This is a genomic window from Pseudoalteromonas nanhaiensis (assembly GCF_051235485.1).
Classification (GTDB): domain Bacteria; phylum Pseudomonadota; class Gammaproteobacteria; order Enterobacterales; family Alteromonadaceae; genus Pseudoalteromonas; species Pseudoalteromonas lipolytica_C.
Genome location: NZ_JBPNYQ010000001.1, coordinates 294,345 through 318,489, shown reverse-complemented (window position 1 = coordinate 318,489; position 24,145 = coordinate 294,345). Strand labels below are relative to the sequence as shown.

At 42.4% G+C, this 24,145-nt stretch carries 21 protein-coding genes; 6 read left to right on the top strand and 15 right to left on the bottom strand.

Features of this window, described 5'->3' with window-relative positions; translation table 11 throughout:
- Window positions 1–99 precede the first annotated feature (99 nt).
- Window positions 100–651, bottom strand: a complete 552-nt coding sequence (gmhB, locus tag ACSFVZ_RS01390) for a D-glycero-beta-D-manno-heptose 1,7-bisphosphate 7-phosphatase (protein ID WP_135926084.1) — start codon at window positions 649–651, stop codon at window positions 100–102.
- Window positions 648–1,709 carry a glycosyltransferase family 9 protein gene (locus tag ACSFVZ_RS01385; protein ID WP_199526331.1) on the bottom strand — a complete coding sequence of 354 codons (1,062 nt, stop codon included), beginning with the start codon at window positions 1,707–1,709 and terminating at the stop codon, window positions 648–650. Before ACSFVZ_RS01385 ends, gmhB begins: the two co-directional genes overlap by 4 nt.
- A gap of 124 nt (window positions 1,710–1,833) precedes the next feature.
- Between ACSFVZ_RS01385 and ACSFVZ_RS01380 the strand changes: the two genes are divergently transcribed.
- The gene (locus ACSFVZ_RS01380) at window positions 1,834–2,556 is read left to right on the top strand and encodes a 3-deoxy-D-manno-octulosonic acid kinase (RefSeq protein ID WP_253038267.1); all 723 of its coding nucleotides are present in this window, start codon (window positions 1,834–1,836) and stop codon (window positions 2,554–2,556) included.
- Here ACSFVZ_RS01380 and hldE read toward each other — a convergent pair.
- The 3 genes from hldE to ACSFVZ_RS01365 are packed head-to-tail and all read right to left on the bottom strand — an operon-like array spanning window position 2,546 to window position 6,094.
- Entirely contained in the window at window positions 2,546–3,985 is a 1,440-nt protein-coding gene (gene hldE / locus ACSFVZ_RS01375) for a bifunctional D-glycero-beta-D-manno-heptose-7-phosphate kinase/D-glycero-beta-D-manno-heptose 1-phosphate adenylyltransferase HldE (protein WP_135926087.1), read from the bottom strand. The two genes, ACSFVZ_RS01380 and hldE, sit on opposite strands and share 11 nt — an antisense overlap.
- Window positions 3,985–4,575, bottom strand: coding sequence for a D-sedoheptulose-7-phosphate isomerase (locus tag ACSFVZ_RS01370; protein WP_135926088.1), 591 nt, complete (start codon window positions 4,573–4,575; stop codon window positions 3,985–3,987). The genes hldE and ACSFVZ_RS01370 overlap by 1 nt, the downstream gene beginning before the upstream one ends.
- Before the next feature lie 31 nt (window positions 4,576–4,606).
- Window positions 4,607–6,094 (bottom strand): capsule assembly Wzi family protein, encoded by a 1,488-nt coding sequence (locus ACSFVZ_RS01365; protein ID WP_435557955.1) that lies wholly within the window; start codon window positions 6,092–6,094, stop codon window positions 4,607–4,609.
- Between the two features lie 153 nt (window positions 6,095–6,247).
- On the opposite strand from ACSFVZ_RS01365, the gene waaA reads away from it, so the two are divergent.
- The gene (gene waaA / locus ACSFVZ_RS01360) at window positions 6,248–7,507 is read left to right on the top strand and encodes a lipid IV(A) 3-deoxy-D-manno-octulosonic acid transferase (RefSeq protein WP_435557954.1); all 1,260 of its coding nucleotides are present in this window, start codon (window positions 6,248–6,250) and stop codon (window positions 7,505–7,507) included.
- Between the two features lie 45 nt (window positions 7,508–7,552).
- Complete coding sequence (locus ACSFVZ_RS01355; protein WP_135926315.1) at window positions 7,553–8,095, top strand: DUF1415 domain-containing protein; 543 nt, start codon at window positions 7,553–7,555, stop codon at window positions 8,093–8,095.
- A gap of 65 nt (window positions 8,096–8,160) precedes the next feature.
- On the opposite strand, the gene ACSFVZ_RS01350 is transcribed toward ACSFVZ_RS01355, so the two are convergent.
- The 4 genes from ACSFVZ_RS01350 to purL all read right to left on the bottom strand — a co-directional run bounded on the left by ACSFVZ_RS01350 (window position 8,161) and on the right by purL (window position 15,159).
- A complete protein-coding gene (locus tag ACSFVZ_RS01350; RefSeq protein ID WP_435557953.1) occupies window positions 8,161–8,496 on the bottom strand; it encodes a YdbL family probable chaperone protein in 336 nt (111 codons plus the stop codon).
- A 9-nt stretch (window positions 8,497–8,505) separates the two neighbouring features.
- Window positions 8,506–8,688: a YnbE family lipoprotein gene (locus tag ACSFVZ_RS01345; RefSeq protein WP_054551055.1), complete on the bottom strand. Its 183-nt coding sequence runs from the start codon at window positions 8,686–8,688 to the stop codon at window positions 8,506–8,508.
- Window positions 8,681–11,152 carry an intermembrane phospholipid transport protein YdbH family protein gene (locus ACSFVZ_RS01340; protein WP_435557952.1) on the bottom strand — a complete coding sequence of 824 codons (2,472 nt, stop codon included), beginning with the start codon at window positions 11,150–11,152 and terminating at the stop codon, window positions 8,681–8,683. The genes ACSFVZ_RS01345 and ACSFVZ_RS01340 overlap by 8 nt, the downstream gene beginning before the upstream one ends.
- Window positions 11,153–11,274: 122 nt before the next feature.
- On the bottom strand, window positions 11,275–15,159 hold the full coding sequence (gene purL / locus ACSFVZ_RS01335; RefSeq protein ID WP_281546422.1) for a phosphoribosylformylglycinamidine synthase: 3,885 nt from the start codon (window positions 15,157–15,159) through the stop codon (window positions 11,275–11,277).
- 311 nt (window positions 15,160–15,470) lie between these two features.
- Here purL and mltF point away from each other — a divergent pair, with 311 nt between their 5' ends.
- Together mltF and ACSFVZ_RS01325 are read left to right on the top strand one after the other, a co-directional pair.
- Window positions 15,471–16,937: a membrane-bound lytic murein transglycosylase MltF gene (gene mltF, locus ACSFVZ_RS01330; protein ID WP_105181305.1), complete on the top strand. Its 1,467-nt coding sequence runs from the start codon at window positions 15,471–15,473 to the stop codon at window positions 16,935–16,937.
- Window positions 16,938–17,040: 103 nt separating this feature from the next.
- Complete coding sequence (locus ACSFVZ_RS01325; protein WP_167658517.1) at window positions 17,041–17,211, top strand: hypothetical protein; 171 nt, start codon at window positions 17,041–17,043, stop codon at window positions 17,209–17,211.
- Here ACSFVZ_RS01325 and tadA read toward each other — a convergent pair whose 3' ends face one another.
- Window positions 17,212–17,709, bottom strand: coding sequence for a tRNA adenosine(34) deaminase TadA (gene tadA, locus ACSFVZ_RS01320; protein WP_135926095.1), 498 nt, complete (start codon window positions 17,707–17,709; stop codon window positions 17,212–17,214).
- 180 nt (window positions 17,710–17,889) lie between these two features.
- On the opposite strand from tadA, the gene ACSFVZ_RS01315 reads away from it, so the two are divergent.
- Window positions 17,890–19,194 carry an inosine/guanosine kinase gene (locus ACSFVZ_RS01315; protein WP_135926096.1) on the top strand — a complete coding sequence of 435 codons (1,305 nt, stop codon included), beginning with the start codon at window positions 17,890–17,892 and terminating at the stop codon, window positions 19,192–19,194.
- A gap of 6 nt (window positions 19,195–19,200) precedes the next feature.
- Here the strand turns inward: ACSFVZ_RS01315 and glsB are convergent, their stop codons facing one another.
- The 5 genes from glsB to ftsY form a co-directional block, all read right to left on the bottom strand.
- Window positions 19,201–20,121 carry a glutaminase B gene (gene glsB / locus ACSFVZ_RS01310; RefSeq protein ID WP_199527376.1) on the bottom strand — a complete coding sequence of 307 codons (921 nt, stop codon included), beginning with the start codon at window positions 20,119–20,121 and terminating at the stop codon, window positions 19,201–19,203.
- Between the two features lie 79 nt (window positions 20,122–20,200).
- Window positions 20,201–21,064, bottom strand: a complete 864-nt coding sequence (gene rpoH, locus ACSFVZ_RS01305) for an RNA polymerase sigma factor RpoH (RefSeq protein ID WP_054551048.1) — start codon at window positions 21,062–21,064, stop codon at window positions 20,201–20,203.
- A 279-nt stretch (window positions 21,065–21,343) separates the two neighbouring features.
- Window positions 21,344–22,330 carry a permease-like cell division protein FtsX gene (gene ftsX, locus ACSFVZ_RS01300; protein ID WP_135926098.1) on the bottom strand — a complete coding sequence of 329 codons (987 nt, stop codon included), beginning with the start codon at window positions 22,328–22,330 and terminating at the stop codon, window positions 21,344–21,346.
- The gene (gene ftsE, locus ACSFVZ_RS01295) at window positions 22,327–23,004 is read right to left on the bottom strand and encodes a cell division ATP-binding protein FtsE (protein WP_135926099.1); all 678 of its coding nucleotides are present in this window, start codon (window positions 23,002–23,004) and stop codon (window positions 22,327–22,329) included. Before ftsE ends, ftsX begins: the two co-directional genes overlap by 4 nt.
- A 54-nt stretch (window positions 23,005–23,058) precedes the next feature.
- Window positions 23,059–24,145, bottom strand: a 1,087-nt coding sequence (gene ftsY, locus ACSFVZ_RS01290) for a signal recognition particle-docking protein FtsY (RefSeq protein ID WP_435557951.1), incomplete at its 5' end; no start/stop codon positions are given.

Sequence of the window (24,145 nt, the reverse complement as noted above, 5' to 3'; positions counted from 1 at the left end):
GTAAAATTTGCGCCTATTGTAAAAGCTTAGACGAACAATTGCACTGTTTGCAGTTCGTCGCAAACCTTGAGGCTAAGGAAATAAAACTGGTCTTACCTGCTAAGACTGTAAAATTAAAGCAGGTAAATCAGCTAAAGACTCACATACGTAATCAGCATGTTGTTCTGTTGATTCAGCATAACTTTGCCCTGAACGAACCAGCACACGGGTCGCGATTTTCGCTCTTTCTGCTGCAATTAAGTCGCCCAGCTTATCGCCTACCATAATACTTTGTGAGGGAGTAATACTATGCTCTTCAATGGCTTGTAACAGCATGCCAGGAGCAGGCTTACGACAATGACAATCCTGTAAATAGGCAGGCTCTGCTTTAGTCGGATGATGCGGGCAAAAGTACACATCAAGAATTGGCACGTCATGACGCATAAACTCAGCTTTCATCCAGTCTGTAAGGTTTAAAAAGTCTTGTTCTGAATAGTAGCCACGCCCAATACCTGACTGATTAGTCACAATGACAATTTCATAACCTGCATCAATAAACTTTTTGCACGCATCAAACACACCAGGTAAAAACTCAAACTCATCCGGTTTATATACATAACCGTGATCAGCATTAACCACACCATCGCGGTCTAAAAACAGTACTTTACTCATGACAATTGCTCTTTATCTACAACACGGTTAAACATAGCTATAACCTCATCAATGCTTATTTGCGTCATTAAATCAGCTCCTTTAACGCGTGTTCCCCAAGGTAGCTCTTGAGCTGTTTTGCCTGTTTGTTCACGTAAGTTTTGGTGGTACACCTCAACCACGTAATCTAGATACAAGTATGGACCTGTACGTTTCGGGTTTGAATGGGCATACAAACCTATTACAGGTGTACCAACAGTTACAGCCATGTGTGCAGGCCCCGTATCAGGAGCTAAAACTAAAGAAGCGCGCTTCAACACACACAACAACTCTTTAAGCTTAGTTTTACCTACTAAGTTAAGCACAGGCGCATTCGTTTGCGAAATTATTTGTTCAGACAACTCTATTTCTAAAGGTGTTGGTCCTCCTGTGATAACCACCGAAAAACCTTGCTGATACGCGTGCTCTGCAAGTGCCGCATAACGCTCGGGCAACCAATTACGCTCTTTTTTACTTGCCGCAGGTGAGATAACAAAAATACGCCCAGCTATACGTTCTTCACCCAATAAGGCATCAGCAGCTTGTTGATGTTCATCTGTGATTGGCATTTGCCAGTGAGGCGCATAGTCAGGTACACCAATCGCTTGAGCAAAGCCCTTAAAGCCCTCAAGGACATGTGCCTCAGATTGCGGGGCAATACGCTTATTAATGAATAAACTATGTAACTCTTTTGAACGAGCCCAATCAAACCCTACTTTGACTTTTGCCGGAATACAACGAGCTGCTAAATTTGCTCTTAGTGCTACTTGCATGTGTAAGAGCACATCAAATTTACGACCTTTGAAAGTATCTTTTAGTTGCTGATAGGCCTGTTTACCCTGTTTTTTATCAAATACAACAAATTCAACGCCAGGTAAATCAGCCAACAACATAGCCTCAACTTTACCTATCACCCAGGTAATTTTTGCCTTCGGATGTGCCTTTTGAATTGCTTGCACTGCGGATACGGCGTGACATACATCACCAATAGCCGAAAGCCTTAAAATACAAATATCTGAATAGGAGGTTGATTGAGTCACGTGCGCCCTTAGCTACAGCAAATAATATGCGATCTTAAATTAACTTGATGCTAATGCAAGCACTTATGCGAAAAGCTAAAAATACGGTAAGATAGCACTAATTCTATTTAATCTTGAAGTTGTTATGTTCGAAACTCAGCATCTACAAAACACCACCCTTTTGTGTCACCCTGACTACAAAGATGAGCTCACGCAACAGTGGTTTGATGCCAGCTACTGGCAACAACAAGAAAAAATAGTTGGCGCAAAAAAAGGCCGAGCAACAGCGTGGTTTTTTAAACATCAACAGCTCACAGGTGTTCTGCGCCACTATTGGCGAGGAGGACTCGTTGGTAAGTTACTCAGCGATCAGTACCTATACTTTGGCTTAAAACAAACCCGAGTTTATAAAGAATTTACACTAATGATGCGTTTGCGTGAGCTTGGCCTGAATGTGCCCACACCGATTGGGGCCAAAATTAAAACCAGCGGCTTTATCTATCGGGGCGATATCATCACCGAGGCAGTGACAGGCGCAAAAAGTGTATTAGATATTTTAATCACGCGCCCACTAAGCCAGTCTGAACTCAAAGCGATTGCAGCCACCCTCAGCGATTTTCACAATCACGGGGTATACCACGCAGATTTAAACATCAATAACATCTTGTTCGATGATACAGGCAAGGTGTTTATCATCGACTTTGACCGCGGCGAAATCAAAAAGCCGCACCCTAGCTGGCAAACAGAGAATATTAAACGCCTTGCTCGTTCATTTGCAAAAGAGCAAGGCCGTAACGAACAGATGCATTGGCGACAAAGTGATTGGCAGTCACTAATATGCGACTACCAAGCTTTGCTTAAGACTTAATCTTGCTAATTACGTTAGATGTTGAGCAACCATTAAGAAACTCAAGCACTTCGACTTTACCGCCATGGCGTAATACATGATCAGCTCCGGCAATTTGGTCAACAGTGTAATCGCCACCTTTTACTAGTACATCGGGGCTAATTTGCTCAATGAGCTTAGCTGGCGTGTCATTTTCTTCAACGCTACCAAATGGAATAACCCAGTCAACAGACGCCAGCGCACTTAAAACCATGGCACGTTCATCGAGCGGATTAATTGGTCTTTGTGGGCCTTTTAAGCGAGTGATAGACTCGTCATTATTTAAGCCAACAACAAGCCTGTCACCACGAGCTTTTGCCTGTGCAAGGTAGCGCACGTGACCTGCATGAAGAATATCAAAACAGCCATTAGTGAAAACAATTTTTTCACCATTTTGTTTGGCAAACTCAATATGCTGAAGTACATCTTCAAACGGTGTTTGATAATGCTCGCCAGTTTGCTGTAAATATTGACCAAGCTTACGGCTGAGTTCTTCAGGCGAAACAGTGGCAGCTCCAAGCTTGCTTACAGCTATACCTGCTGCAAGGTTGGCAATTTCAACCGCATCTTTTGCTGCCATACCAGCGCCTAGCATCACTGCTAATGTCGCAATTACAGTATCGCCGGCACCGGTTACATCGCTAACTTCAAGCTGTTGGGCTGCAAAATCATGTTTTTCTGTCTGACTAATTAACGACATGCCATGCTCTGAGCGCGTTAATAGCATCGCAGCTATGCCCGCTTCACTAATTAATTTACGAGCACTGTCAGTCAAGTTTTGCTCAGAGTCCGTCAAACCACCAGCAAGCTTAAACTCATTCAGATTAGGGGTAATGTAATCAGCACCACGGTATAAGCTTAAGTCTGATGATTTAGGGTCAATAAGCACCGTTTTGCCTGCTTTCTTTGCAACCTGAACCATTTGTTGAATTAAGCTCAGTGAGCCTTTGTTGTAATCAGAGAACAACACAAAGTCATAATCATCCAATACTAGCTCTAGGCGATTAAGTAATAGTTGACTGTGCTGGTCAGTGAAGGTTTCTTCAAGGTCTAAACGAACAACTTGCTGATGACGACTAATAACACGCATTTTAGAAATTGTCGGTAAGTCACACACACTTACAAGTTGCGAATCAATTTTTTCTGAACTTAAAATGGTTTCAAGAATTTGCCCGCTTTCATCTTCACCGACTAAACCTAATAAGCCAACTTTACCGTCTAATCGAGCAATATTTTTTGCGACGTTTGCTGCACCACCGGCTTTGTCTTCAAACTTACTCACTTTCACAACCGGGACCGGTGCTTCAGGTGAAATTCGCCCAGAGTCGCCATGCCAGTATCTATCTAGCATGACATCACCAACAACTAAAATACGTGCCTTTGAAAGGTTTTTTAGTAACGCTAAATCCATTACTTTTGCTCCGCTACAACCATATCGATGGCTTCACATAGCCAATGCCCGATGAACATGTGGGCTTCTTGAATACGTGCGGTTTCATCATTTTTAATAATAATAGGTAACTTAGCGATGTCTTTTACTTTGCCACCATCTCGGCCTGTTAATGCTACGGTAAAAGCGCCGATTTCATTAGCAGCAGCAAGCGCTAAATTAATATTAGGGCTAGTACCCGAGGTGGTTAAGCCAATAACCAAATCATCGGGCTTACACAGGGCCTGAACTTGGCGCTCAAATACAGTATCAAAGTGATAGTCATTGCTGTGCGCTGTTAAAATTGAGGTATCAGTAGTCAGTGCGATTGAAGCAAGTGGACCGCGCTCTAATTTATAACGCACCACAAACTCAGCAGCTAAGTGCTGTGCATCTGCCGCACTTCCGCCGTTACCAAACCAAATGACTTTGCCACCCGCTTGTAAAGCACTGTGACATGCTTCAAGTAATTGCATCACTTCTGGGTGGTAGGTCTCCATCGTTTCAAACAACATTTGATGGCGATTTAAACTTTCGAGGTAGCTTGCCGCTACAGAATCAAGATTAGACATATAAATTCCTTAAAAAGTATTAACGGCTTACTTACCAAAAATAGGCAACAGATAACCACGTATAGTTATCGCCAAATACATCTTCGCCATAGGTAAGAGTTGTCTCTAATGTATGCTCGTTTAATTGGCGTGTATTGCTTAATTGCAGTTCAACGGCACGCTCATAGTCTCCGGTCGTTTGACCCCACTCATTTAGGTAATTACTTTCGTTTTCTATCAGTGTGAGCTTACTGCGCCAAAGTGAACGGTAGTTTTCACTATAAGTTAACTCCATGCTGTGCACTTGCGTCGGTGGCGCATCTGCATAAACCCTCGCAACACCATTGGCATGTAACTCAGTAAAACGTTGATCAGCCGCATAATGACCCGTTACAAAACCACCCACTGTATTACCATATACTGGATAAATCTCATTGACGTACCACAGGCTGTGCATGTTGGTATATTCATACCTAAGCGACATTGTATTACTCAGTTTTGGCAAGAAGAAGCCAAAATTGCTAACAGTATTACCAAATTGGTAGTTTTTGTGGTCTTTTGTGTCTTCACCACCATATTCAAAGTAAAGTTCAACTGGCATTCCCCAATTAAAATTCACCGTGCTGGTAATTGTTACGTATTGGTCACCTAACTCATTATCTTTACTACCAGTGAGCCCTGAGTTGTCATTACCCGCTGGATCAAAAAATGCATCGACCACATCACCAACATCGACTTTGCGGGGGCCCCCACCAAACTGCATCATACGATTAAGGCCCAGCTTCCAACCATCAATCGGCTCAATACTAAAATGCGTCCCAGCGAGCTTTGGTGTGCCGCTATGGAGCTCATTTTGATAAAGAATACCATTATCGACATGCTCAAGCTCAGAATAATAAAGCTCAAAATCAAAATTCCACCAATTGTGGGCTGGTTTTACCATACCCAATGAAATCGAAGGTGCTGTTTTAGCATTGGTAGAAATAATCTGCGCAGAATGTTTAAACGGCGAGAACCAGTGTTCTTTATAACCAAGATTTAACTGTAAATCTTCGCCAGCAAAACTTATAAACGAATTATAATTTACAAATTTATTAGCTTTAGCTCGGTAATCTACACCCACTTGTACCAAGGTGTAATCATTAGCACGCCAAATACCTTCAAAAAAACCTTGCCCCCATTCATCCGAGCTTAGGCCTCTTTGATTCGCTATTTTCTTTGCATTATCCGTATCTACTTGTAGTTTTACACCGACACGAGTCACTGCATCATCACTTTGATATGGCTTTATTTTTGAACGAATAGCAGCAGCTAACCCAGGCTCTTCCTTTTCAAGTACAAGAAGTGCTTTCTCGACTTCTGCTAAACGATATGGTTTAGCCATAGGAGTGCCAATTGTTAGTGCAAACAAAGTATCTAATTGATGATCAAGCTGTGCGTCCATGCCAACAGGTAAATAAGCGGTGGGTGTTGCATATAAAGGCATAGCGCAACTTAAGAGAGCACCTACTACCGAGGCTTTTATCATTTTAAATTTCATAACTGCTTCGTTTATTTAATAAGTAATCGAAATACTACCAAATTACCTGAAACTAAACACTTAAAACTCTCATAGATAACCCTTTTTAACATTTTATATTTAGATAGCGTATGTTCCACGCTATCATAGGGTTTTATTCATATAGGCTAACCAATGGCGCGTATTATATATTCTTTACTCCTATACATTTTGAGTCCGCTAATTGTTTTTTACTTATATGTTTTGCGAGGTAAGAAAAACCAAGGCTACCGAATGCATTTTGCTGAACGCTTTGGCTATGCAGATTTATCGCGCCACGATATTGTTTTTCATTGTGCCTCTGTAGGAGAAGTGCTAGCGGCAACCCCGCTTATTAAGGCAGTTCAATCCGAACACCCTGCGCTTACGATTTTAGTAACCTGCAATACCCCAACTGGCCGCGAGCAAATAAAAAACAACTTTAACGATACTGTTAGCTGCTGTTATTTACCGATTGATTTTTTCTTCGCTACACAGCGTTTTTTAAAGCGTATCAAGCCAAAGGTACTGTGTATTTTAGAAACAGAGCTGTGGCCTAACCTTATGGCTCAAAGCAACAACTACGGCACAAAAGTACTTGTTTTAAATGCCCGGCTTTCAGCTAAATCACAGCAAGGCTATCAAAAGGTGATGCCATTAACTAAGCTGATCATGCAATCAATTAGCGACCTTGCAAGTCATAATCAAGATGATGCCAAACGTTTTATTGAACTAGGTTTAAAACCTGAAAAGGCTCGCGTGTTTGGCTCAATTAAATTTGATATCACGCCGACAGATGAGCAATTAAATAAAGTCGCAGCACTTAAAAATCAGTATAACAACGAGCGCTTTATCTGGGTTGCAGGCTCCACTCACCCTGTTGAACATGAGCTTATTTTAAGTGCTCATAAAAAGCTGTTAAAAGCCTTGCCCAACGCTCTTTTGATTATTGCTCCGCGTCACCCCGAGCAATTTGATAAAGTTGCGGAGATATTAAAAAACTCAGATATGAGCTTTAGCCGTCGCAGTGCAGATAACTATAACAACCAGCAAGTTGTGCTAGCTGATACGTTAGGCGAGCTACAATGCTTATATGGAGTGGCAAACATCAGCTATATTGGCGGTAGTTTAATAGAGCGAGGCGGCCATAATCCGTTAGAGTCAGCAGCGTTTTCGGTTGGCGTATTAGCAGGCCCTCATACCTATAACTTTGACCATATATACCCTGAGCTGATTAGTGCTCAAGGAGCTAAAATTGTCACTGATGAAAACCAACTTGCTGATACGCTTATCGCTTTGAGTAATGATGCAGATCAGACCATAAAGCTTGGTCAACAAGCTGCAAAATGCGTGGCTAATAATCAAGGTGCTATCAGTAAAACGGTTAATTTAATTGATCTTTACTTAGAAAAGTAAAATAGAGACATAGAATAGAGAAATAACGTGACTTCAAAGCAAGTGATGAATCGCCCAGAAAAACAAATGCGCGAATGGGTATCAAGTGTAATCGTGAAATACAATTTCTGCCCGTTTGCCCGCAAAGAAGTTGAAAGCAATTGCATTCATTATCAAATCAGCCAGTCTATTACACTTGATGATGCGGTAATGGATATGCTTGAGCAGTGTAGCGAGTTAGACCAACAAGCACAGCGTGAAACAACCCTGTTGATGTTTGAGCAAGGCTTTAAGGATTTTGAAGAGTTCTTAGATTTAGTCGATTTAGCTAATGCGCTTTTAGCTGCGCAAGGTTATGAGGGTAAGTATCAAATAGCTAACTTTCATCCTGACTATGTGTTTGCCGATAGCGATGACAGTGATGCTGCAAACTATACTAACCGCGCACCTTATCCAACACTACATTTGATCCGTGAAGCCAGTATGAGCGAAGCGTTAGATAACTACAATGAACCTGAGTCTATCCCAGAGCACAACATTAAACTTGCAAGACGTAAAGGCATCGACTTTTGGCAGCAGCTATTACAAAGCTGCATCGATAAACGCTAACGCCTGCCGGCGTTATAAAGATAACAAGCCAGCAATGCTGGCTTTTTCTAATTTAACCTAGTGAGTTATTTTTTTACCCACTCACCGTTCACTTCAATGTAGTGACCCGGCTTCGTTTTTTCGATAGTTTTAGCAGCAGCGAGTGCTTCTACCTGCGCTAACGAAAGGTTATTCTTTTTCGCTAGTTTTAAGTACTGCTCTTTGCGCTTTGCATTAATTTCATCAACGACTACTTTTGCTTCACTATTATTAACCACTAAACCTAAATAGCCTGAGCTGTCTTCACCCACTAATCCTTGGCTCTTTGCGTCATCAAGGCTGATAGCCCACGCAGAAAAAGAGAAACAAACAGCACTGATCAAGGTGATCACATTTAGTTTTTTAAGTTGTAATTTACGCATGTGTGCTCCTTAGAATAATTCGCTGTCATCACTGAATAAGGTATCAAGTTCTTTATCCACTTTTACGCGGATCTCATGGTCAACTTTTACATTTAAGTTGATTGTAATCGGCTCTTTTGCTGCCACCTCAACACGGTGAGTACAGGCACTCAGCATGCCTACAGCCGTCAGCATTACTAACCACTTAGCCATCATTGCTTCCTTTTTTTGCATACTCTTTCTCAACTTTTTGAGTAATTTCATCACTTAAACGCAGCGCTCTAAGTAAAGTAAATACATTCTCTTCGTGGTTATAATTAAAGTTCACTGCTTGCTGCTGCGCTTCATTATAACCTTCTAAATTAACACCTAAATGTAACCAACCATCTGGTTTGAGGTTAACACTGCTGCGTAGTTTTTTAATATCTAAATTCTCGAGTAAACTCAGCGTTGTACTCAGCTCCTGTTGCTGCGCTTTTACAGCTTCAAAACCCGCATTATTAGTGATCAGTAATTTACCATCACCTTGATTAACTAGCTGCCCTTGCTTTACCTCTATTCCCTGTTTGCTTATAACAACAGGTAAGGTGCCCGCTAAGCGCCCGCTTAAACTAATTCCAGACTCAGCATCAAGGGTGACTAATTTGCTGGCATCAATATTTTCAAACTTAACGGTCGCGGTTTGGTTGTCACTCAGTGGGCAGTACTTATTCACCACAAATTTGCCACCCATAACCTGACCAGTTAGATTAGCTGCGCAAGGCTGATTAGCCGTTACCTGCAACTGACCTTGTATATTTTTGACCACAGCACCTGCGCGCAGTTCATTGAGTGTAAATTTAGTCGCTGCAATATTAAGCTGCCCTGAATTAAACGTCCCATCTAAATCCACGGCAAAATCATTTGCTAGGTAGTCATTATAAAGCGCACTGAGTTTATTAATGTGAACACTACCTTCTGCTTGCTGAAGATTTACATCACCTTTAATAATCCCTGAAACCACCCCATCAGTGATGGTTGCAAGGGGCTCAAACTGAGCAATTATCGGATTAAGCTTAGATACTGCCTGCTCAGGTATCACCAATTCAAATGGGTGCGCAACCTTAGACATATGATGGCTAACAAGCGCTTCAAAGCCATCTGCAAACACATGATGCGTTGCCTGCAAGGCGCGGCTTTGGAGGGCATTTGTAACGACAGACAACTTATTTAAAGTAAGTTCAGGTGTTGATAATTTAGCAGCCGTGGTTTTGGCATCAATATCAGCAAATAATTCCCCCACACTGAGATCTGTACTAAGGGTTAGCTCATTACTGATTTTTGCTGCGTGAATATCATTATAATTTAATGATTTAACCTTACTGTTGGCTTTAACAATTAAGTGTTGCTCGGCATTATGCTCTGCCTCAATCGTGCTGGTAAAGTCGGCTATCTGAGCACCCGATATAAGCGCGTTTTTAACACTGACATTTGCGTTCAATCTAGCAGCTATCGGGCTAGAAAATAACTCATCAATTTTTAGCTTTCCTTTAGCCCCAATACCCTCAACCAGAACACCGTCAGCCTGAAAATCTAAAAATGCAGGGAGTGAATCAAGTGACAGTTGAAAATCAGCGCTAACGTCACTTTCATGCAAATGCGCATTGAGCTTAAGCTCATCAATATCTTTACTGTTAAAATCAATACTAACTTGGCTATTCAGTGATGTGAGCGGATCCAGTAAAGAAAAGGTCGTATTACTGACTGTCACTTCACTTTGCTCTTCTGTAGCTTGCAGCTTTATAGTTCGGATTGATAGCAGCTCACCTTCTACACTGACTGGTTTTTCAATGTGTAACTGCCAAGTAAGCGGTAACTGCGCTTCAATAAATGATTGATGCTGTTGATCTGCTATGGTGTTCAAGCAATCTCGGTTTGCGCTAAGCTGATTTTGTAAAGCTGATAAATCCGCATATAAATGCTGTTGGTTTAATTGATACTTCGCACTCAGTTGCCCTTCAGTGGTAAAACCTAGGTCGCATTGCGCTAGAGCATGCTGATAACTTGCATTGACGGTGCTTTCAATTGCAATCGTAATACCATCAAACTTAACCTGCGATTGAGTGCTAAAATGGCTGCTTGCTGGCAATGTTATGAACCGCCTAGCTACTTGCTCATCAAGGGTGAGATCGGCTTTTATTTCATAATTAGATATTACAACGTCTGCATTGAGATCCCGCGAAATCGTAAAATGATTTAGGCGTTTTTCTTGTATTGCCAACCTAACAGGGCTATCGGTAAACGGTGAGACTACATCAAGCTGCTCAATGCTTATTAGCGGTCTTTGCTCTGGTAATACTAAAGCGAGCTTTTTAAATTCAGTCTGTGCTGATTCTGGTTGTTGTTTATTTGCAAGGTCGCTAACGATGAGATTAGCGCGAGAAACCCTAACCTGTTGCTTGTTAGCAAGGATGCCAGCTAACTCTATTTGCTGCCCTTGATAAGTTAAGCATAATTTCTCGATATTTAAATCAAGCTGGCTGGTCAATGACCAATCAATGCAGTGAAGCTCAGCGCCATTTTTACTAAGCATAGGCGTTAAGTACCACGATGTCAGTGGTAGCCTGAACAGATACGCCAACAGCAGCATGCTTAGCACGATACCTAGCAACCCTACGCTTACCCGCTTAAAACTCAAAAAACTCTCCTTGCCTTTGAACTTACACTTACTAGCACCATTATAAACAAAAAGGCTGCACTTAATAGTGCAGCCTTTTTAGTTTAAACGGTTTGTATGAACCTAGCTTGTATAGCTAAGTTCTAGCCAACGTTTTTACGTGCGTTGCGGAACATACGCATCCATGGGCTATCTTCACGCCACTCATCTGGGTGCCATGAGTTAGCAACAGTACGGAATACACGCTCTGGGTGCGGCATCATAACCGTGGCACGACCATCAGTAGAGGTAATACCTGTGATACCTTCAGGCGAGCCGTTCGGGTTAGCTGGGTATTGCGTTGTTGGGTTACCGTAGTTATCAACAAACTTCACTGCCACAGTGCCTGACTCAAGCGCAGCTTTAACTGCATCGCTGTTAGCGAATTCAGCATGACCTTCACCATGAGAAACAGCGATAGGCATACGAGAACCAGCCATACCGTTAAAGAATACTGATGGGTTTTCTTGCACCTCTACAAGGCTAAAGCGAGCTTCAAAGCGCTCTGACTTGTTGGTTACAAAACGTGGCCAGTGCTCAGTGCCTGGGATCAACTCTTTCAATGTTGAAAGCATTTGACAGCCATTACACACACCTAGGCTGAATGTATCTTCGCGGTGGAAGAAGCTTTGGAACTGCTCACGCGCCATCTCATTAAATAAGATTGACTTAGCCCAGCCTTCACCTGCGCCTAATACGTCACCGTAAGAGAAACCACCACATGCCACTAAGCCTTTAAATTGCTCAAGTGTTAAACGACCTTCAAGGATGTCGCTCATGTGTACGTCAACCGCTGCAAAGCCAGCGCGGTTAAATGCCGCAGCCATTTCTAAATGAGAGTTAACACCTTGCTCACGTAGAATCGCCATTTTCGGCTTCGCACCAGTTGCAATGTAAGGCGCAGCAACGTCTTCGTTTAAGTCAAAGCTTAGTTTTACGTTTAGACCTGGGTCTTTTGCGTCAAACTTAGCGTCAAATTCTTGCTTAGCACACTCTGGGTTATCGCGACGTGCTTGCATTTGGTAAGTTGTTTCTGCCCAAATAGTGCGAAGCTCAGTACGCGTGTGGTTAAGTACCACATCATCACCACGAGTGAATACCACACGGTCATCAGCGTTTAATGCACCAATTTCATGGCTGATAGCTGCTAAGCCGTGATCAGCAAGAACGGCTTTCACTGCATCTAAATCAGCATTAGCCACTTGGATAACCGCACCTAGCTCTTCATTATAAAGTGCTTCGATGTCTGAACCTGTAAGGCCTGCAAGGTCAACAGTAACACCCGTGTGACCAGCAAATGCCATTTCAGCGATAGTTGTGAATAAACCACCGTCTGAACGGTCATGGTAGGCAAGTAACTTGTTATCAGCAACAAGCGCTTGCATTGCTTCATAGAAACCTTTTAATAACTCAGGGCTATCAACATCAGGTGTTACATCACCTAATTGCTTATAAACCTGTGCAAGGCTTGATGCACCCATACGGTTTTGACCCGCACCTAAATCAACTAATAATAGTGATGACTCACCTTTATCAGTGCGTAGCTGTGGCGTTACTGTTTTACGCACATCTTCAACACGACCAAAGGCAGTGATGATTAGTGATAATGGCGCAGTAACCGATTTTTGCTCACCGTTTTCATCCCATTGAGTTTTCATCGACATTGAGTCTTTACCCACAGGGATTGTTAAACCAAGTGCCGGACAAAGCTCTTCACCTACCGCTTTAACAGCTTCGTAAAGACCTGCATCTTCGCCAGGGTGACCAGCTGCGGCCATCCAGTTTGCAGATAGCTTGATATTTTCAAGGCCACCGATGTTAGCACACGCGATGTTCGTTAATGACTCAGCCACAGCTAAACGAGCAGAAGCTCCATAGTTTAACAGTGCAGCTGGTGTACGTTCACCTAGTGACATTGCTTCACCGTGGTAAGTATCAAACGCAGCGGCTGTTACCGCACAGTTTGCTACTGGCACCTGCCAAGGACCTACCATTTGGTCACGAGCAACTAAACCCGTTACCGTGCGGTCACCAATGGTGATTAAGAATGTTTTTTCAGCAATCGTTGGTAAGCGTAATAAACGTTGTGCAGCATCTGCAGCATCAATGTTTGCAACGTCTAATGGTTGTGATTGTGCTTTTTTAGACTCAACTTCGCGGTGCATTTTTGGTGCTTTACCAAGTAAAACATCAAGCGGTAGATCAACAGGGTTGTTACCAAAGTGGCTATCTTCAACCGTTAAGTGGCGCTCTTCTGTTGCTTCACCGATAACCGCGTATTGTGCACGTTCACGTTTACAGATTGCTTCAAAGCGCGCGAAGTCTTCAGCTGCAACTGCTAATACGTAACGCTCTTGAGATTCGTTACACCAAATTTCGTGTGGTGCCATACCCGGCTCATCGTTTGGAATATCACGAAGTTGGAATTTACCACCACGACCACCGTCGTCTACAAGCTCAGGGAATGCGTTTGAAAGACCACCTGCACCCACATCGTGAATGAAAGCGATTGGGTTTGCATCACCTAACTGCCAACATTTGTCGATAACTTCCTGACAACGACGTTCCATTTCTGGGTTTTCACGTTGTACCGACGCAAAGTCTAAATCTTCGTTCGATTGACCTGATGTCATACTAGACGCAGCACCACCACCAAGGCCGATGTTCATTGCCGGACCACCTAGTGCGATAAGTTTTGCACCAACTGGGATTTCACCTTTTTGAACATGTTCAGAACGAATGTTACCTAAACCACCTGCAAGCATGATTGGCTTGTGGTAACCACGTACTTCTTCACCGTTGTGGCTTGATACTTTTTCTTCGTAGGTACGGAAGTAACCAAGTAAGTTAGGGCGACCAAATTCGTTATTGAATGCCGCGCCACCTAATGGACCTTCAGTCATGATATCTAGTGCATTAACGATACGACCAGGCTTACCAAAGTCGGTTTCCCATGGTTGCTCGTAACCTGGAATACGAAGGTTAGATACAGTGAAGCCCACTAAACCAGCTTTTGGTTTAGAACCACGACCTGTAGCACCTTCGTCACGAATCTCACCACCAGAACCTGTTGATGCACCTGAGAATGGCGCAATCGCTGTTGGGTGGTTATGAGTTTCAACTTTCATCAAGATTTCGATGTTTTCTTGATGGTATGCGTACTCGCCTTCACTGTTCGGGAAGAAACGACCCGCTACTGAGCCCTTCATTACCGCTGCGTTATCTTTGTATGCAGATAACACATTTTCAGGGTGTTGCTCGTAAGTGTTTTTGATCATTTTGAACAATGATTTTGGCTGTTCGATGCCATCAATTGTCCAATCAGCATTAAAGATTTTATGACGACAATGCTCAGAGTTTGCTTGTGCAAACATAAATAATTCGATGTCGTTCGGGTTACGCCCTAACTTTTGGAAATTTTCTACCAAGTAATCGATTTCGTCATCTGCAAGCGCAAAACCTTGCTCAACATTGGCTTTAGCAAGTGCTTCACGGCCACCACCTAAAATGTCAACTGATGACATTGGACGCGGTTCATCGTGGCGGAATAATTTAGCTGCATCAGCCATATCCGCATGCGTTGCTTCAGTCATACGGTCGTGTAATAACGCTGCTACTTCAGCTGTTTGCTCAGCTGATAGATTACCTTCAACGTAGTATGCAATACCACGTTCAACACGGTGAACTTGGCTTAAGCCACAGTTGTGTGCGATGTCGGTTGCTTTTGATGCCCAAGGCGAGATAGTGCCAGGACGCGGCGTTACAAGAATTAACGTGCCTGCAGGGCTGTGCTCCGCAATCGTTGGACCATAAGTAAGCAGCTTTTCAAGCTTTGTTTGCTCATCTGCTGAAAGCTCAGCAGTAAGATCAGCAAAATGCATGAACTCAGCATAAACGTTAGTGACTGGAAGTTGTGCCTGTTGGCAACGCGCTAAAATTTTCTGAACTCTAAAATCGGAAAGTGCTGGTGCACCACGAAGGATCAACATAGGTATTTTCATCCGGGGTTAGGGATTGAACGATATTTTAGGCGCGTATTATAGTGCAAATAACGTCTAGATTTAACTCAAAATTGCGCTTTTATTTAAATAATCTTCATAACCGCGATTATGGTTGCAACAATTAACTATCTTAGTACTCTTTATTTTCCCGCAGGCTGTTGTTCTGTATGACTTATCTTTTACCGCCACTGTTACAGTTATTAATTTTTAAATAGAGATATAAAACTATATGCGAAGTGACGTGGCAGTGAAGTTTTGCTATAACGGTAACGTAATGGTTTAAGGGGCATTTCTAATTTATGCAAAAAATACTCGCTATATTTACGCTTGTGCTCATGTTGTGTGCATGCGATATGCAACAACAACCATCACAACTTGCTCATATCAAAGCACAGAATAAGATAAGAGTCGGCACCTTAGCCGGCGCGAGTAATTACTATCAAGCACCGCAAGGCGTGCAGGGTTTTGAGTACGAATTAGCACAAGAGTTTGCCGATTATGTTGGCGTAGAGCTCGAGATGGTGCCTTTTTTTAATCTTACAGATATGTTCTCTCGCCTCGAAAGTGGTGATTTAGACATTATTGCCTCTGGACTTACTTACAATACCATTCGGGCTGAACATTATCGTTTTGGGCCAACTTACCGCACCATTAGCCAAAAGCTTGTATACAAGCAAGGCCGCACTCGCCCTCGAGAATTTGCCGATTTAACGGGGAACCTAACGGTTCTTGCGAAAAGTAGTCACTCACTTGCATTACAGCAACTTAAACAGCTTCACCCAGACTTAACATGGCATGAAACAGAAGATATGGATGAAGAAGAACTTCTGCAAGCTGTCATTGATGGTGAAATTGATTACACTCTCGCTGACTCTCACACCTTGTCATTATTTCGCCGCTACCACCCTAATTTAAGTATCGGCTTTTCAGTGACTCGTAACGACCCTATCGCTTGGCTACTAAGAAAAGATGGTGACGATTCTTTATATGCCTTGATGGTGCCCTTTTTTGGTGATGTAAAACAAAATAACCAACTTTATGTATTAGAAGAAAAGTATTTTGGCCACGTTCGTCAGTTTAATTATGTTAATACCCTAGCCTATATCGAAGCTATCAAAGAAACACTCCCCAAATATCAACCTTGGTTTGAGCAGTATTCAGGGAATATTGATTGGCGCTTACTGGCCGCCTTGAGCTATCAAGAGTCAATGTGGAACCCTAAAGCCAAGTCACCGACAGGTGTTCGCGGGATCATGATGCTTACGCAAACTACAGCAAAACAAGTTGGCGTTACTAACCGTTTAGAGCCTGAGCAAAATATCAAAGGCGGTGCCGAATATTTAGCGAAGGTTATTTCGTGGATCCCTGAACGTATTCCACAACCCGATAGAACTTGGTTTGCCTTAGCCTCTTATAATGTTGGCTGGGGCCACGTCAATGACGCGCGAATTATTACCGAGCAAGAAGGGGCAAGCCCCGATAAGTGGGCGGATGTAAAAAAACGCTTACCGCTTTTAATTAAAAAGCGTTATTATCGTAAAACCAAATATGGTTATGCACGTGGCGATGTTGCCGTGCAGTATGTTGACAATATTCGTCGTTATTACGATGCGTTGGTTTGGCTTGATGAAAATGATGCAATTGCTGACCCAAGTGAAGAAGAGCAAACCATTGAAGAGGTTAACACTTCCACAGAAACGAGCGAAAAGCCAAACGACACAACACAACCAGACTCCCAAGAGCAGCAGACGTTAGAAAACAACTAGCCTAAAGCACTAGAAATCTGTTTACTTGTCATCAAATGATCATTATCTTTTAGTAGAAATGGAATGGACCATGCCATGCTTTTCTCTCACTTAAGGAGCACACATGTTAAAAAGAAGACGCAAGACACATAAGTTCAAGCGTAATGTTATTTACTCAACAGCGACACGCCGTCGTATCATGCTGCGTAATACACACAAAAAAGTTATTTGGCGTCGCCGCTTATTTGCGATGCAGTTAATGGAAGCTCAAGTTCCTGCAACGCCGGTTGTATAACTAGGCGTTGCGAGCTGCAAGCTTAGCCGCCTTCTTCTCTTCTCTACGACGCTTAAAAAACTTAGATATCACCGCCCCACACTGCTCACTCATAACTTCACCAGTTACTTCAACTTGATGATTAAGCCTTGGTTCTTGTAATAGATTCATAATAGAACCCGCAGAGCCCGTCTTGGCATCTTTAGCACCGTATACGAGTCGCTTGATACGGCTATGAACCAATAGTCCTGCACACATCGAACACGGCTCGAGGGTTACATACAAGGTGCAATCTATTAGGCGATAATTATTAAGTACTTTGCCTGCTTCGCGGATTGCCATCATTTCTGCGTGAGCGGATGGGTCGTTATCGGTAATTGAGCGGTTATAGCCAAAAGCTATTAGTTGATTGTCTTTTACGAGCACTGCACCAACCGGAATTTCATTAATCGCTGCCGCTTCATTGGCAAAGCTCAATGCTTTTTCCATCCAATACTGGTCGCTAAATTGTTCGCTCATATATCACACAAATCTTGTAAAACTGTGAGTAATTATACCTAGTTAGTGAAAAATGTCGGCAATAAATACTGCTACACTTAAAAATTAACGCAAAATTTAGTGGCTTTTTCATGGCTCAACAGCCTCATATTGCGCTATAATCTCGCGCTTTTTTTATTTAGCTTACAACACGGGTAGCAAATGAAATTTCCTGGACGCCGCAGGCATAAACATTATTTTCCGGTGGAAGCCAAAGATCCACTGACGAATCAACTTAACTCAACCGAACGACTACAACGTAGTTATATTACGGGTATCGACCAAATTGTGGTGGATATTGAAGCGAAAGTTGATCAAGCTTTCCTAGATGAATTTCAATTGCGCCGTGGCATGTCGCAAGTAATCGATAGCGATATTACCAATGCGTTATACGACAGACTGAAACTCGACAACATGATCGACTATGAGTTTGCCGGCGGTACAGTAGGTAACACCATGCACAACTACTCAACACTAGCTGACGACCGTTCAGTGTTATTAGGGGTCATGAGTGAAAACATTAAAATTGGTAGCTATGCATACCGCTTTTTATGTAATACCTCTAGCCGTGTTGATCTTGATTATCTTCAGCCTGTAGACGGCCCAATTGGTCGCTGCTTTACCTTGATTGACGAAACAGGTGAACGTACCTTTGCGATCAGCGCTGGACTTATGAATCATCTTCGCCCTGAATCTATCGATCAAGAACTTATTGAGAACTCTTCAGCACTGGTGATCAGCGCATACCTAATGCGTACGCAAGGTGATGAAACCATGACAGAAGCCACCATGCAGGCAGTAAAATATGCCAATGATGCAGGCGTACCTGTGGTTTTAACCCTTGGAACTAAGTTCTTAATTGAACAAGACCCTACCTGGTGGGCTGATTTCGTTAAAGAACATGTTGATATTCTTGCGATGAACGAAGAAGAAGGGCTTGCTATTACTGGCTTTGAAGACCCACTTCTGGCTGCCGACAAAGCACTAGACTGGACAGACTTAGTTATTTGCACTGCCGGCGAAAAAGGCTTATTTATGGCAGGTTATGTAGACGATTCATTCAAGCGTGAAACAGAATATCCACTATTACCAGGTGCGATTGCTGACTTTAACCGCTATGAATTTTCGCGCGCAATGCGTAAAGACGATTGCCAAAACCCTATTCGTGCTTATAGCCACACAGCACCATTTATGGGTGGCCCAGACAGCATTAAAAACACCAATGGTGCAGGCGATTGCGCTCTTGCTGCGGTATTACATGACTTATCAGCAAACGTTTACCACAAACTTAATGTGGCAAACTCAGCGAAGCATCAGCAACCTGCAATGACTTACTCATCACTTGCACAAATTAGTAAATACGCTAACCGTGCAAGTTATGAAGTACTTGTTCAGCACTCTCCACGTTTATCGCGTGGTTTACCTGAACGTGAAGATTGTTTAGAGCAAGTTTACTGGGATCAGTAACCGCTTTTAGAAAATCGAAATATCCAGTTTCTGGGATAAACGCTCAAGAGCGGCTATCCCAGCTACTGAGTTACCATACGAATTCAGCCTTGGCGCCCAAACAGCCACAGTAAATTGATTCGGTAACACAGCTAATATAGTACCCGATACCCCTGACTTACCCGGCATGCCAACACGGTAGCCAAAATCTCCCGCAGCATCGTACAAACCACTGGTAAATAGTAACGAGTTTAACTGCTTATTTTGTCTGGCGCTGAGCACTTTATTGCCGCTGGCATCTTTACCTTGGTTTGCTAAGTAATTGTAAGCTTTTGCTAATTCTACGCAGTTAAGTTCAATGGCACAGAAGTTAAAGTAGGCCCATAACACATCATCAACCTCATTATTAAAGTTGCCAAATGATTTCATTAAATGCGCCATGGCGGCATTACGGTGACGAAACTCATATTCAGAATTTGCGACTTTTTTATCTATAACAACCTGAGGATTCCCTGATAACTGACGAAATGACTCAAGCATTGAATGCATCGGTGCTGATAAACGACTATATAAAGCATCACAGGTGACAATAGCACCGGCGTTAATAAATGGGTTGCGTGGTATACCCTGTTCAAATTCAAGCTGTGTTAGTGAGTTAAAGGCAGTACCTGAAGGCTCTTTTCCGACTCGTTGCCACAGCTCATCACCATAACGCTGAAGTGCTAAGGTTAAGGTCATTACTTTAGAAACAGATTGAATAGTAAAACGTGCACCACAATCACCCGCACAGTAGGTTTTCCCATCCACGGTATGAATCGCAATAGCGAACTGGTTTGGCTCAACCTCTGCAAGTGCAGGGATATAATCAGCAACCTTACCTTGACTCAGTAATGGCTGAACTTCTTTTGTGATTTCATCTAATACATGTTGATAATCAATCTGTGACATACCGCGTCCTTAAAACAAAAAGCCCCGCATTTGCGAGGCTTTGTAGTCTACTAAAGATGGTTTGCTATAGCGATTGCTATTAGCTCATTGCTGATTGCAGTTTTTTCATCGCTGTTTTTTCTAGCTGGCGAACACGCTCTGCTGAAACGTTATATTTCTCAGCAAGTTCTTGCAGTGTTGCTTTGTCATCAGCTAACCAACGTGCACTTACAATGTCTTGTGAACGTTCATCAAGGGTTTTTAACGCACTGAATAAACGAGCATGAGATTGCTCTTGCCATTGCTGCTCTTCGATATCGTCAGCAAGGTCAGCACTGCCATCTGTTAAATATTGTACTGGCGAGTATGTGCTTGTCGGTGCATCGTCATTGTCGTCGCCCGTTAAGTCAAAGCCCATATCTTGGCCACTCATACGTGATTCCATCTCACGTACTTCTTTTTCGCTTACACCTAGCTCATTAGCAACAGTGCTAACCTCAGCTTGGTTAAACCAACCTAGACGCTTTTTGTTTTTGCGTAGGTTGAAGAATAATTTACGTTGCGCTTTTGTTGTTGCAACTTTCACGATACGCCAGTTTTTCAGTACGTACTCATGAATTTCAGCTTTAATCCAATGTACTGCGAATGAGACTAAGCGAACACCTACACTTGGGTCGAAACGTTTTACCGCTTTCATCAGACCGATGTTACCTTCCTGAATTAAATCAGCTTGCGGTAAGCCATAACCTGAATAGCTTTTCGCAATATGAGCAACAAAGCGTAGATGCGACATAATGAGTTGCTTCGCAGCTTCAAGATCACCTTCTTCCTGAAGACGTGTCGCCAACTGCTTTTCTTTCTCTGCATCAAGCATAGGAATAGTGCTAACCGCTTGAAGGTAGCCGTCCATACTTGCGCTCTGTTGACCTGCAGTAAGTGCCATTGCGTATAAATCTTTACTCATTTTTCACCTCAGTGATAAACATTTGAAACCATCTTAGCACTCTTTAAGCGAGAGTGCTAACTTGAATTAAAAACTTTTTTAAAGTTCAAATCAAGTGGTTTTTTTAAGATAATTTTATTTTACTTTAAGGCGCTGAATAAGCGATGAATTCTAGCTTTTTAGGCGTTTTGAAAGGTAAATAGAGTATCCCTTCAAAACCTAAATAAACAGCATAACGGCTAAATATGACAAATTAACGACAGTAAAAAGCGCTAAAATTATAGCGCTCAATACGACTAGCTAAACTTTATCAGGTTCTATTTCTTTTATATAACGGTTTACAGATAAGTAAGAACCAACAAATCCTAATCCAGTTGCAAGAGCAACTAAAATAGCAAACTCAGCCAAAGTTAATCCGATTAAATCAAAGCTTGTTTCATATACGCCAGCCACTTCACTCACCGCAGCTCCTAGCCACCACATCATTAAAGCAACACAAATAAAAGAGAACAAACCACCAATAATGCCGTACCAAATCCCTGTCCATAAAAATGGCGCATGAATAAAGGTGTTCGTTGCGCCAACTAATTTCATCACTTGAATTTCATCTTTCTTATCCATAATTGATAAACGGATAGTGTTACCGATGATCAAAGTGACGGAAGTTAATAATAGTAGAGCAATGGTAATAACGCTTTCTTTTAATAAACTTAAAAGTGCATTTAAGCGTTCAAGCCAAGCAATATCGAGCTTACCAAAATCAACTTCTCTTTCGGCCTCCAGCTTTTGCAGTAATTGCTTGGCTGTATTCGGCTGACGGTATCGTGCTGTAGGCGTAACAATCACAACATCTGGCAACGGATTAGCGTCTAAATACTCAAGTGCTTGACCAAATCCTGATACTTGTTTGAATTCAGTGAGGGCATCACCTTTTGAGATAAACTCCACTTTATCAACTTCTGGGTAGAGTGCTAAACGCTTAACTAAAGTTTGCGTTTGTTGCTCTGTCATAGTTTCTTTAACAAACAATGAGATCTCTGCTGCATCTTCAAAGCCACTGCTTACTTGTGAGACATTTTTGACTACTAAATAAAGTGTCGCAGGGAGCGTTAAACTTAACCCCAATACCGCAATGGTCATTAACGAGGCAAGAGGCGTTCGCCACATTTCACCCAAACTGTGAATACCTTGACGAATAAGGTTAAGAATAAAGAAGTACGGCGCTGCTAAAAGTGATTTTTTTTGGCGCTCATTTTGGCTAGGCCGGCTTTTAAATAATAAACTCATAGTGCCCCCTCAGCTAACGGGTCTTCGATCATACGACCATCTTTGAGCGTTAAACTGCGATAGCGCATGCGTGCAATAAGACCTATATCGTGAGTCGCAATAAGCACTGTAGTACCGTGGTTATTAAAATCTTCAAACAAACGCAGAATATCCATAGAAAGCTCAGGATCTAAGTTACCCGTTGGCTCATCGGCAAGTAGAATCGGGGGGGAGTTGACGATTGCTCTGGCTATACCAACACGTTGTTGCTCACCACCCGATAGTGTCGCAGGATTACATTTGGCTTTATCAAGTAAGCCCACCTTATCAAGCGCACCATTTACTCGTTTTGCAATTTGTTTATGATGCGTCCCTTCGATTATTAAAGGCAAAGCAACATTATCAAACACAGAGTAACGTTCTAATAAGCGGTGATTCTGAAAGATGATCCCTATATCGCGGCGCACATAAGGTATTTGCCGCGATTTAACAGCGTTTAAGTCTACACCATTAATAAGTACCTGCCCTGCCGATGGTCGCTCCATCAAACTTATGAGCTTTAGCAAAGTACTTTTACCTGCGCCACTGTGACCCGTTAAAAAGGCTAACTCGCCAGGCTTTATATGAAAACTAACTTTCTCAAGGGCACGGTGGCCACCTGGGTATGTTTTACTGACTTGCTGAAAATTTATCATTTTAATTATCAATCATCTTGCAGCGAAAAAGGGAGCACGCTCCCTTTTAATTAATTATGCATCGTCCTCATCTTGGCTGAATAGTGCATCAATGAAGTCATTACTATTAAATGTACGTAAATCATCAATACTCTCACCAACACCAATGTAACGAATTGGAATATTAAATTTATCTGCAACAGCGAAGATCACACCACCTTTAGCTGTACCATCAAGCTTAGATAAGGTGATCCCAGTTAAACCAACACATTCATTAAATAGTTTAACTTGGCTAATTGCATTTTGCCCTGTGCCAGCATCAATAGTTAACATGACTTCATGTGGCGCATCTGGGTCGATTTTTTTCATTACACGAGCAATTTTTTCAAGCTCTTGCATTAAGTTGTCTTTATTTTGCAAGCGCCCTGCTGTATCGGCGATTAACACATCAATGTTACGTGCTTTTGCAGCTTGAAATGCATCAAATACCACTGACGCACTGTCTGCACCTGTGTGCTGGGCAATAACCGGAATGCTATTACGCTCGCCCCACACTTGTAGCTGCTCAACCGCTGCAGCTCGGAAAGTATCACCAGCTGCAAGCATCACTGACTTACCTTCGTTTTGGAACTGCTTAGCTAATTTACCAATCGTGGTGGTTTTACCAACACCATTTACACCTACCATTAAGATAACAAATGGTTTTTTGTCACTAGGAATAACCAGCGGCTGCTCAGCCGTTTTGAGCATGCTTGCCATTTCTTGCTTCATCAGCTCGTAAAGCGCATCACCGTCTTTTAATTGCTTACGGTCTGCTGCATCAGTTAGGTTATCAATCAACTTCATTGTTGTATCAACACCTAAATCAGCAGTCAGTAATTGTGTTTCTAGTTCTTCAAATAACTCATCATCTATTTTCTTACCACTAAAAATAGATGCAAAGCCTGAACCTATATTAACGCGAGTTTTTAATAGGCCTTTTTTAAGGCGTGCGAAGAAACCTTCTTTCTTTGGTTTTTCAGCCGCAGCTTGAGCAGCTTTTTCTTGCTCTAAACGTTCCGCCTCTGCTTGTTCTGCAGCAATTCGTTGTTGTTCTAAACGTTCCGCCTCTGCTTGTTCTGCAGCAATTCGTTCTTGTTCTAAGCGCTCCGCCTCTGCTTGT

Coding starts and splice junctions, on each gene's coding strand:
- ACSFVZ_RS01325 (WP_167658517.1), top strand. CDS start 17,041: ATGTTAAAAAGAAGACGCAAGACACATAAGTTCAAGCGTAATGTTATT.
- ACSFVZ_RS01315 (WP_135926096.1), top strand. CDS start 17,890: ATGAAATTTCCTGGACGCCGCAGGCATAAACATTATTTTCCGGTGGAA.
- glsB (WP_199527376.1), bottom strand. CDS start 20,121: ATGTCACAGATTGATTATCAACATGTATTAGATGAAATCACAAAAGAA.
- rpoH (WP_054551048.1), bottom strand. CDS start 21,064: ATGAGTAAAGATTTATACGCAATGGCACTTACTGCAGGTCAACAGAGC.
- ACSFVZ_RS01350 (WP_435557953.1), bottom strand. CDS start 8,496: ATGCGTAAATTACAACTTAAAAAACTAAATGTGATCACCTTGATCAGT.
- ftsE (WP_135926099.1), bottom strand. CDS start 23,004: ATGATAAATTTTCAGCAAGTCAGTAAAACATACCCAGGTGGCCACCGT.
- hldE (WP_135926087.1), bottom strand. CDS start 3,985: ATGGATTTAGCGTTACTAAAAAACCTTTCAAAGGCACGTATTTTAGTT.
- ACSFVZ_RS01365 (WP_435557955.1), bottom strand. CDS start 6,094: ATGAAATTTAAAATGATAAAAGCCTCGGTAGTAGGTGCTCTCTTAAGT.
- ACSFVZ_RS01380 (WP_253038267.1), top strand. CDS start 1,834: ATGTTCGAAACTCAGCATCTACAAAACACCACCCTTTTGTGTCACCCT.
- waaA (WP_435557954.1), top strand. CDS start 6,248: ATGGCGCGTATTATATATTCTTTACTCCTATACATTTTGAGTCCGCTA.
- purL (WP_281546422.1), bottom strand. CDS start 15,159: ATGTTGATCCTTCGTGGTGCACCAGCACTTTCCGATTTTAGAGTTCAG.
- ACSFVZ_RS01345 (WP_054551055.1), bottom strand. CDS start 8,688: ATGGCTAAGTGGTTAGTAATGCTGACGGCTGTAGGCATGCTGAGTGCC.
- ACSFVZ_RS01370 (WP_135926088.1), bottom strand. CDS start 4,575: ATGTCTAATCTTGATTCTGTAGCGGCAAGCTACCTCGAAAGTTTAAAT.
- tadA (WP_135926095.1), bottom strand. CDS start 17,709: ATGAGCGAACAATTTAGCGACCAGTATTGGATGGAAAAAGCATTGAGC.
- ftsX (WP_135926098.1), bottom strand. CDS start 22,330: ATGAGTTTATTATTTAAAAGCCGGCCTAGCCAAAATGAGCGCCAAAAA.
- mltF (WP_105181305.1), top strand. CDS start 15,471: ATGCAAAAAATACTCGCTATATTTACGCTTGTGCTCATGTTGTGTGCA.
- gmhB (WP_135926084.1), bottom strand. CDS start 651: ATGAGTAAAGTACTGTTTTTAGACCGCGATGGTGTGGTTAATGCTGAT.
- ACSFVZ_RS01355 (WP_135926315.1), top strand. CDS start 7,553: ATGAATCGCCCAGAAAAACAAATGCGCGAATGGGTATCAAGTGTAATC.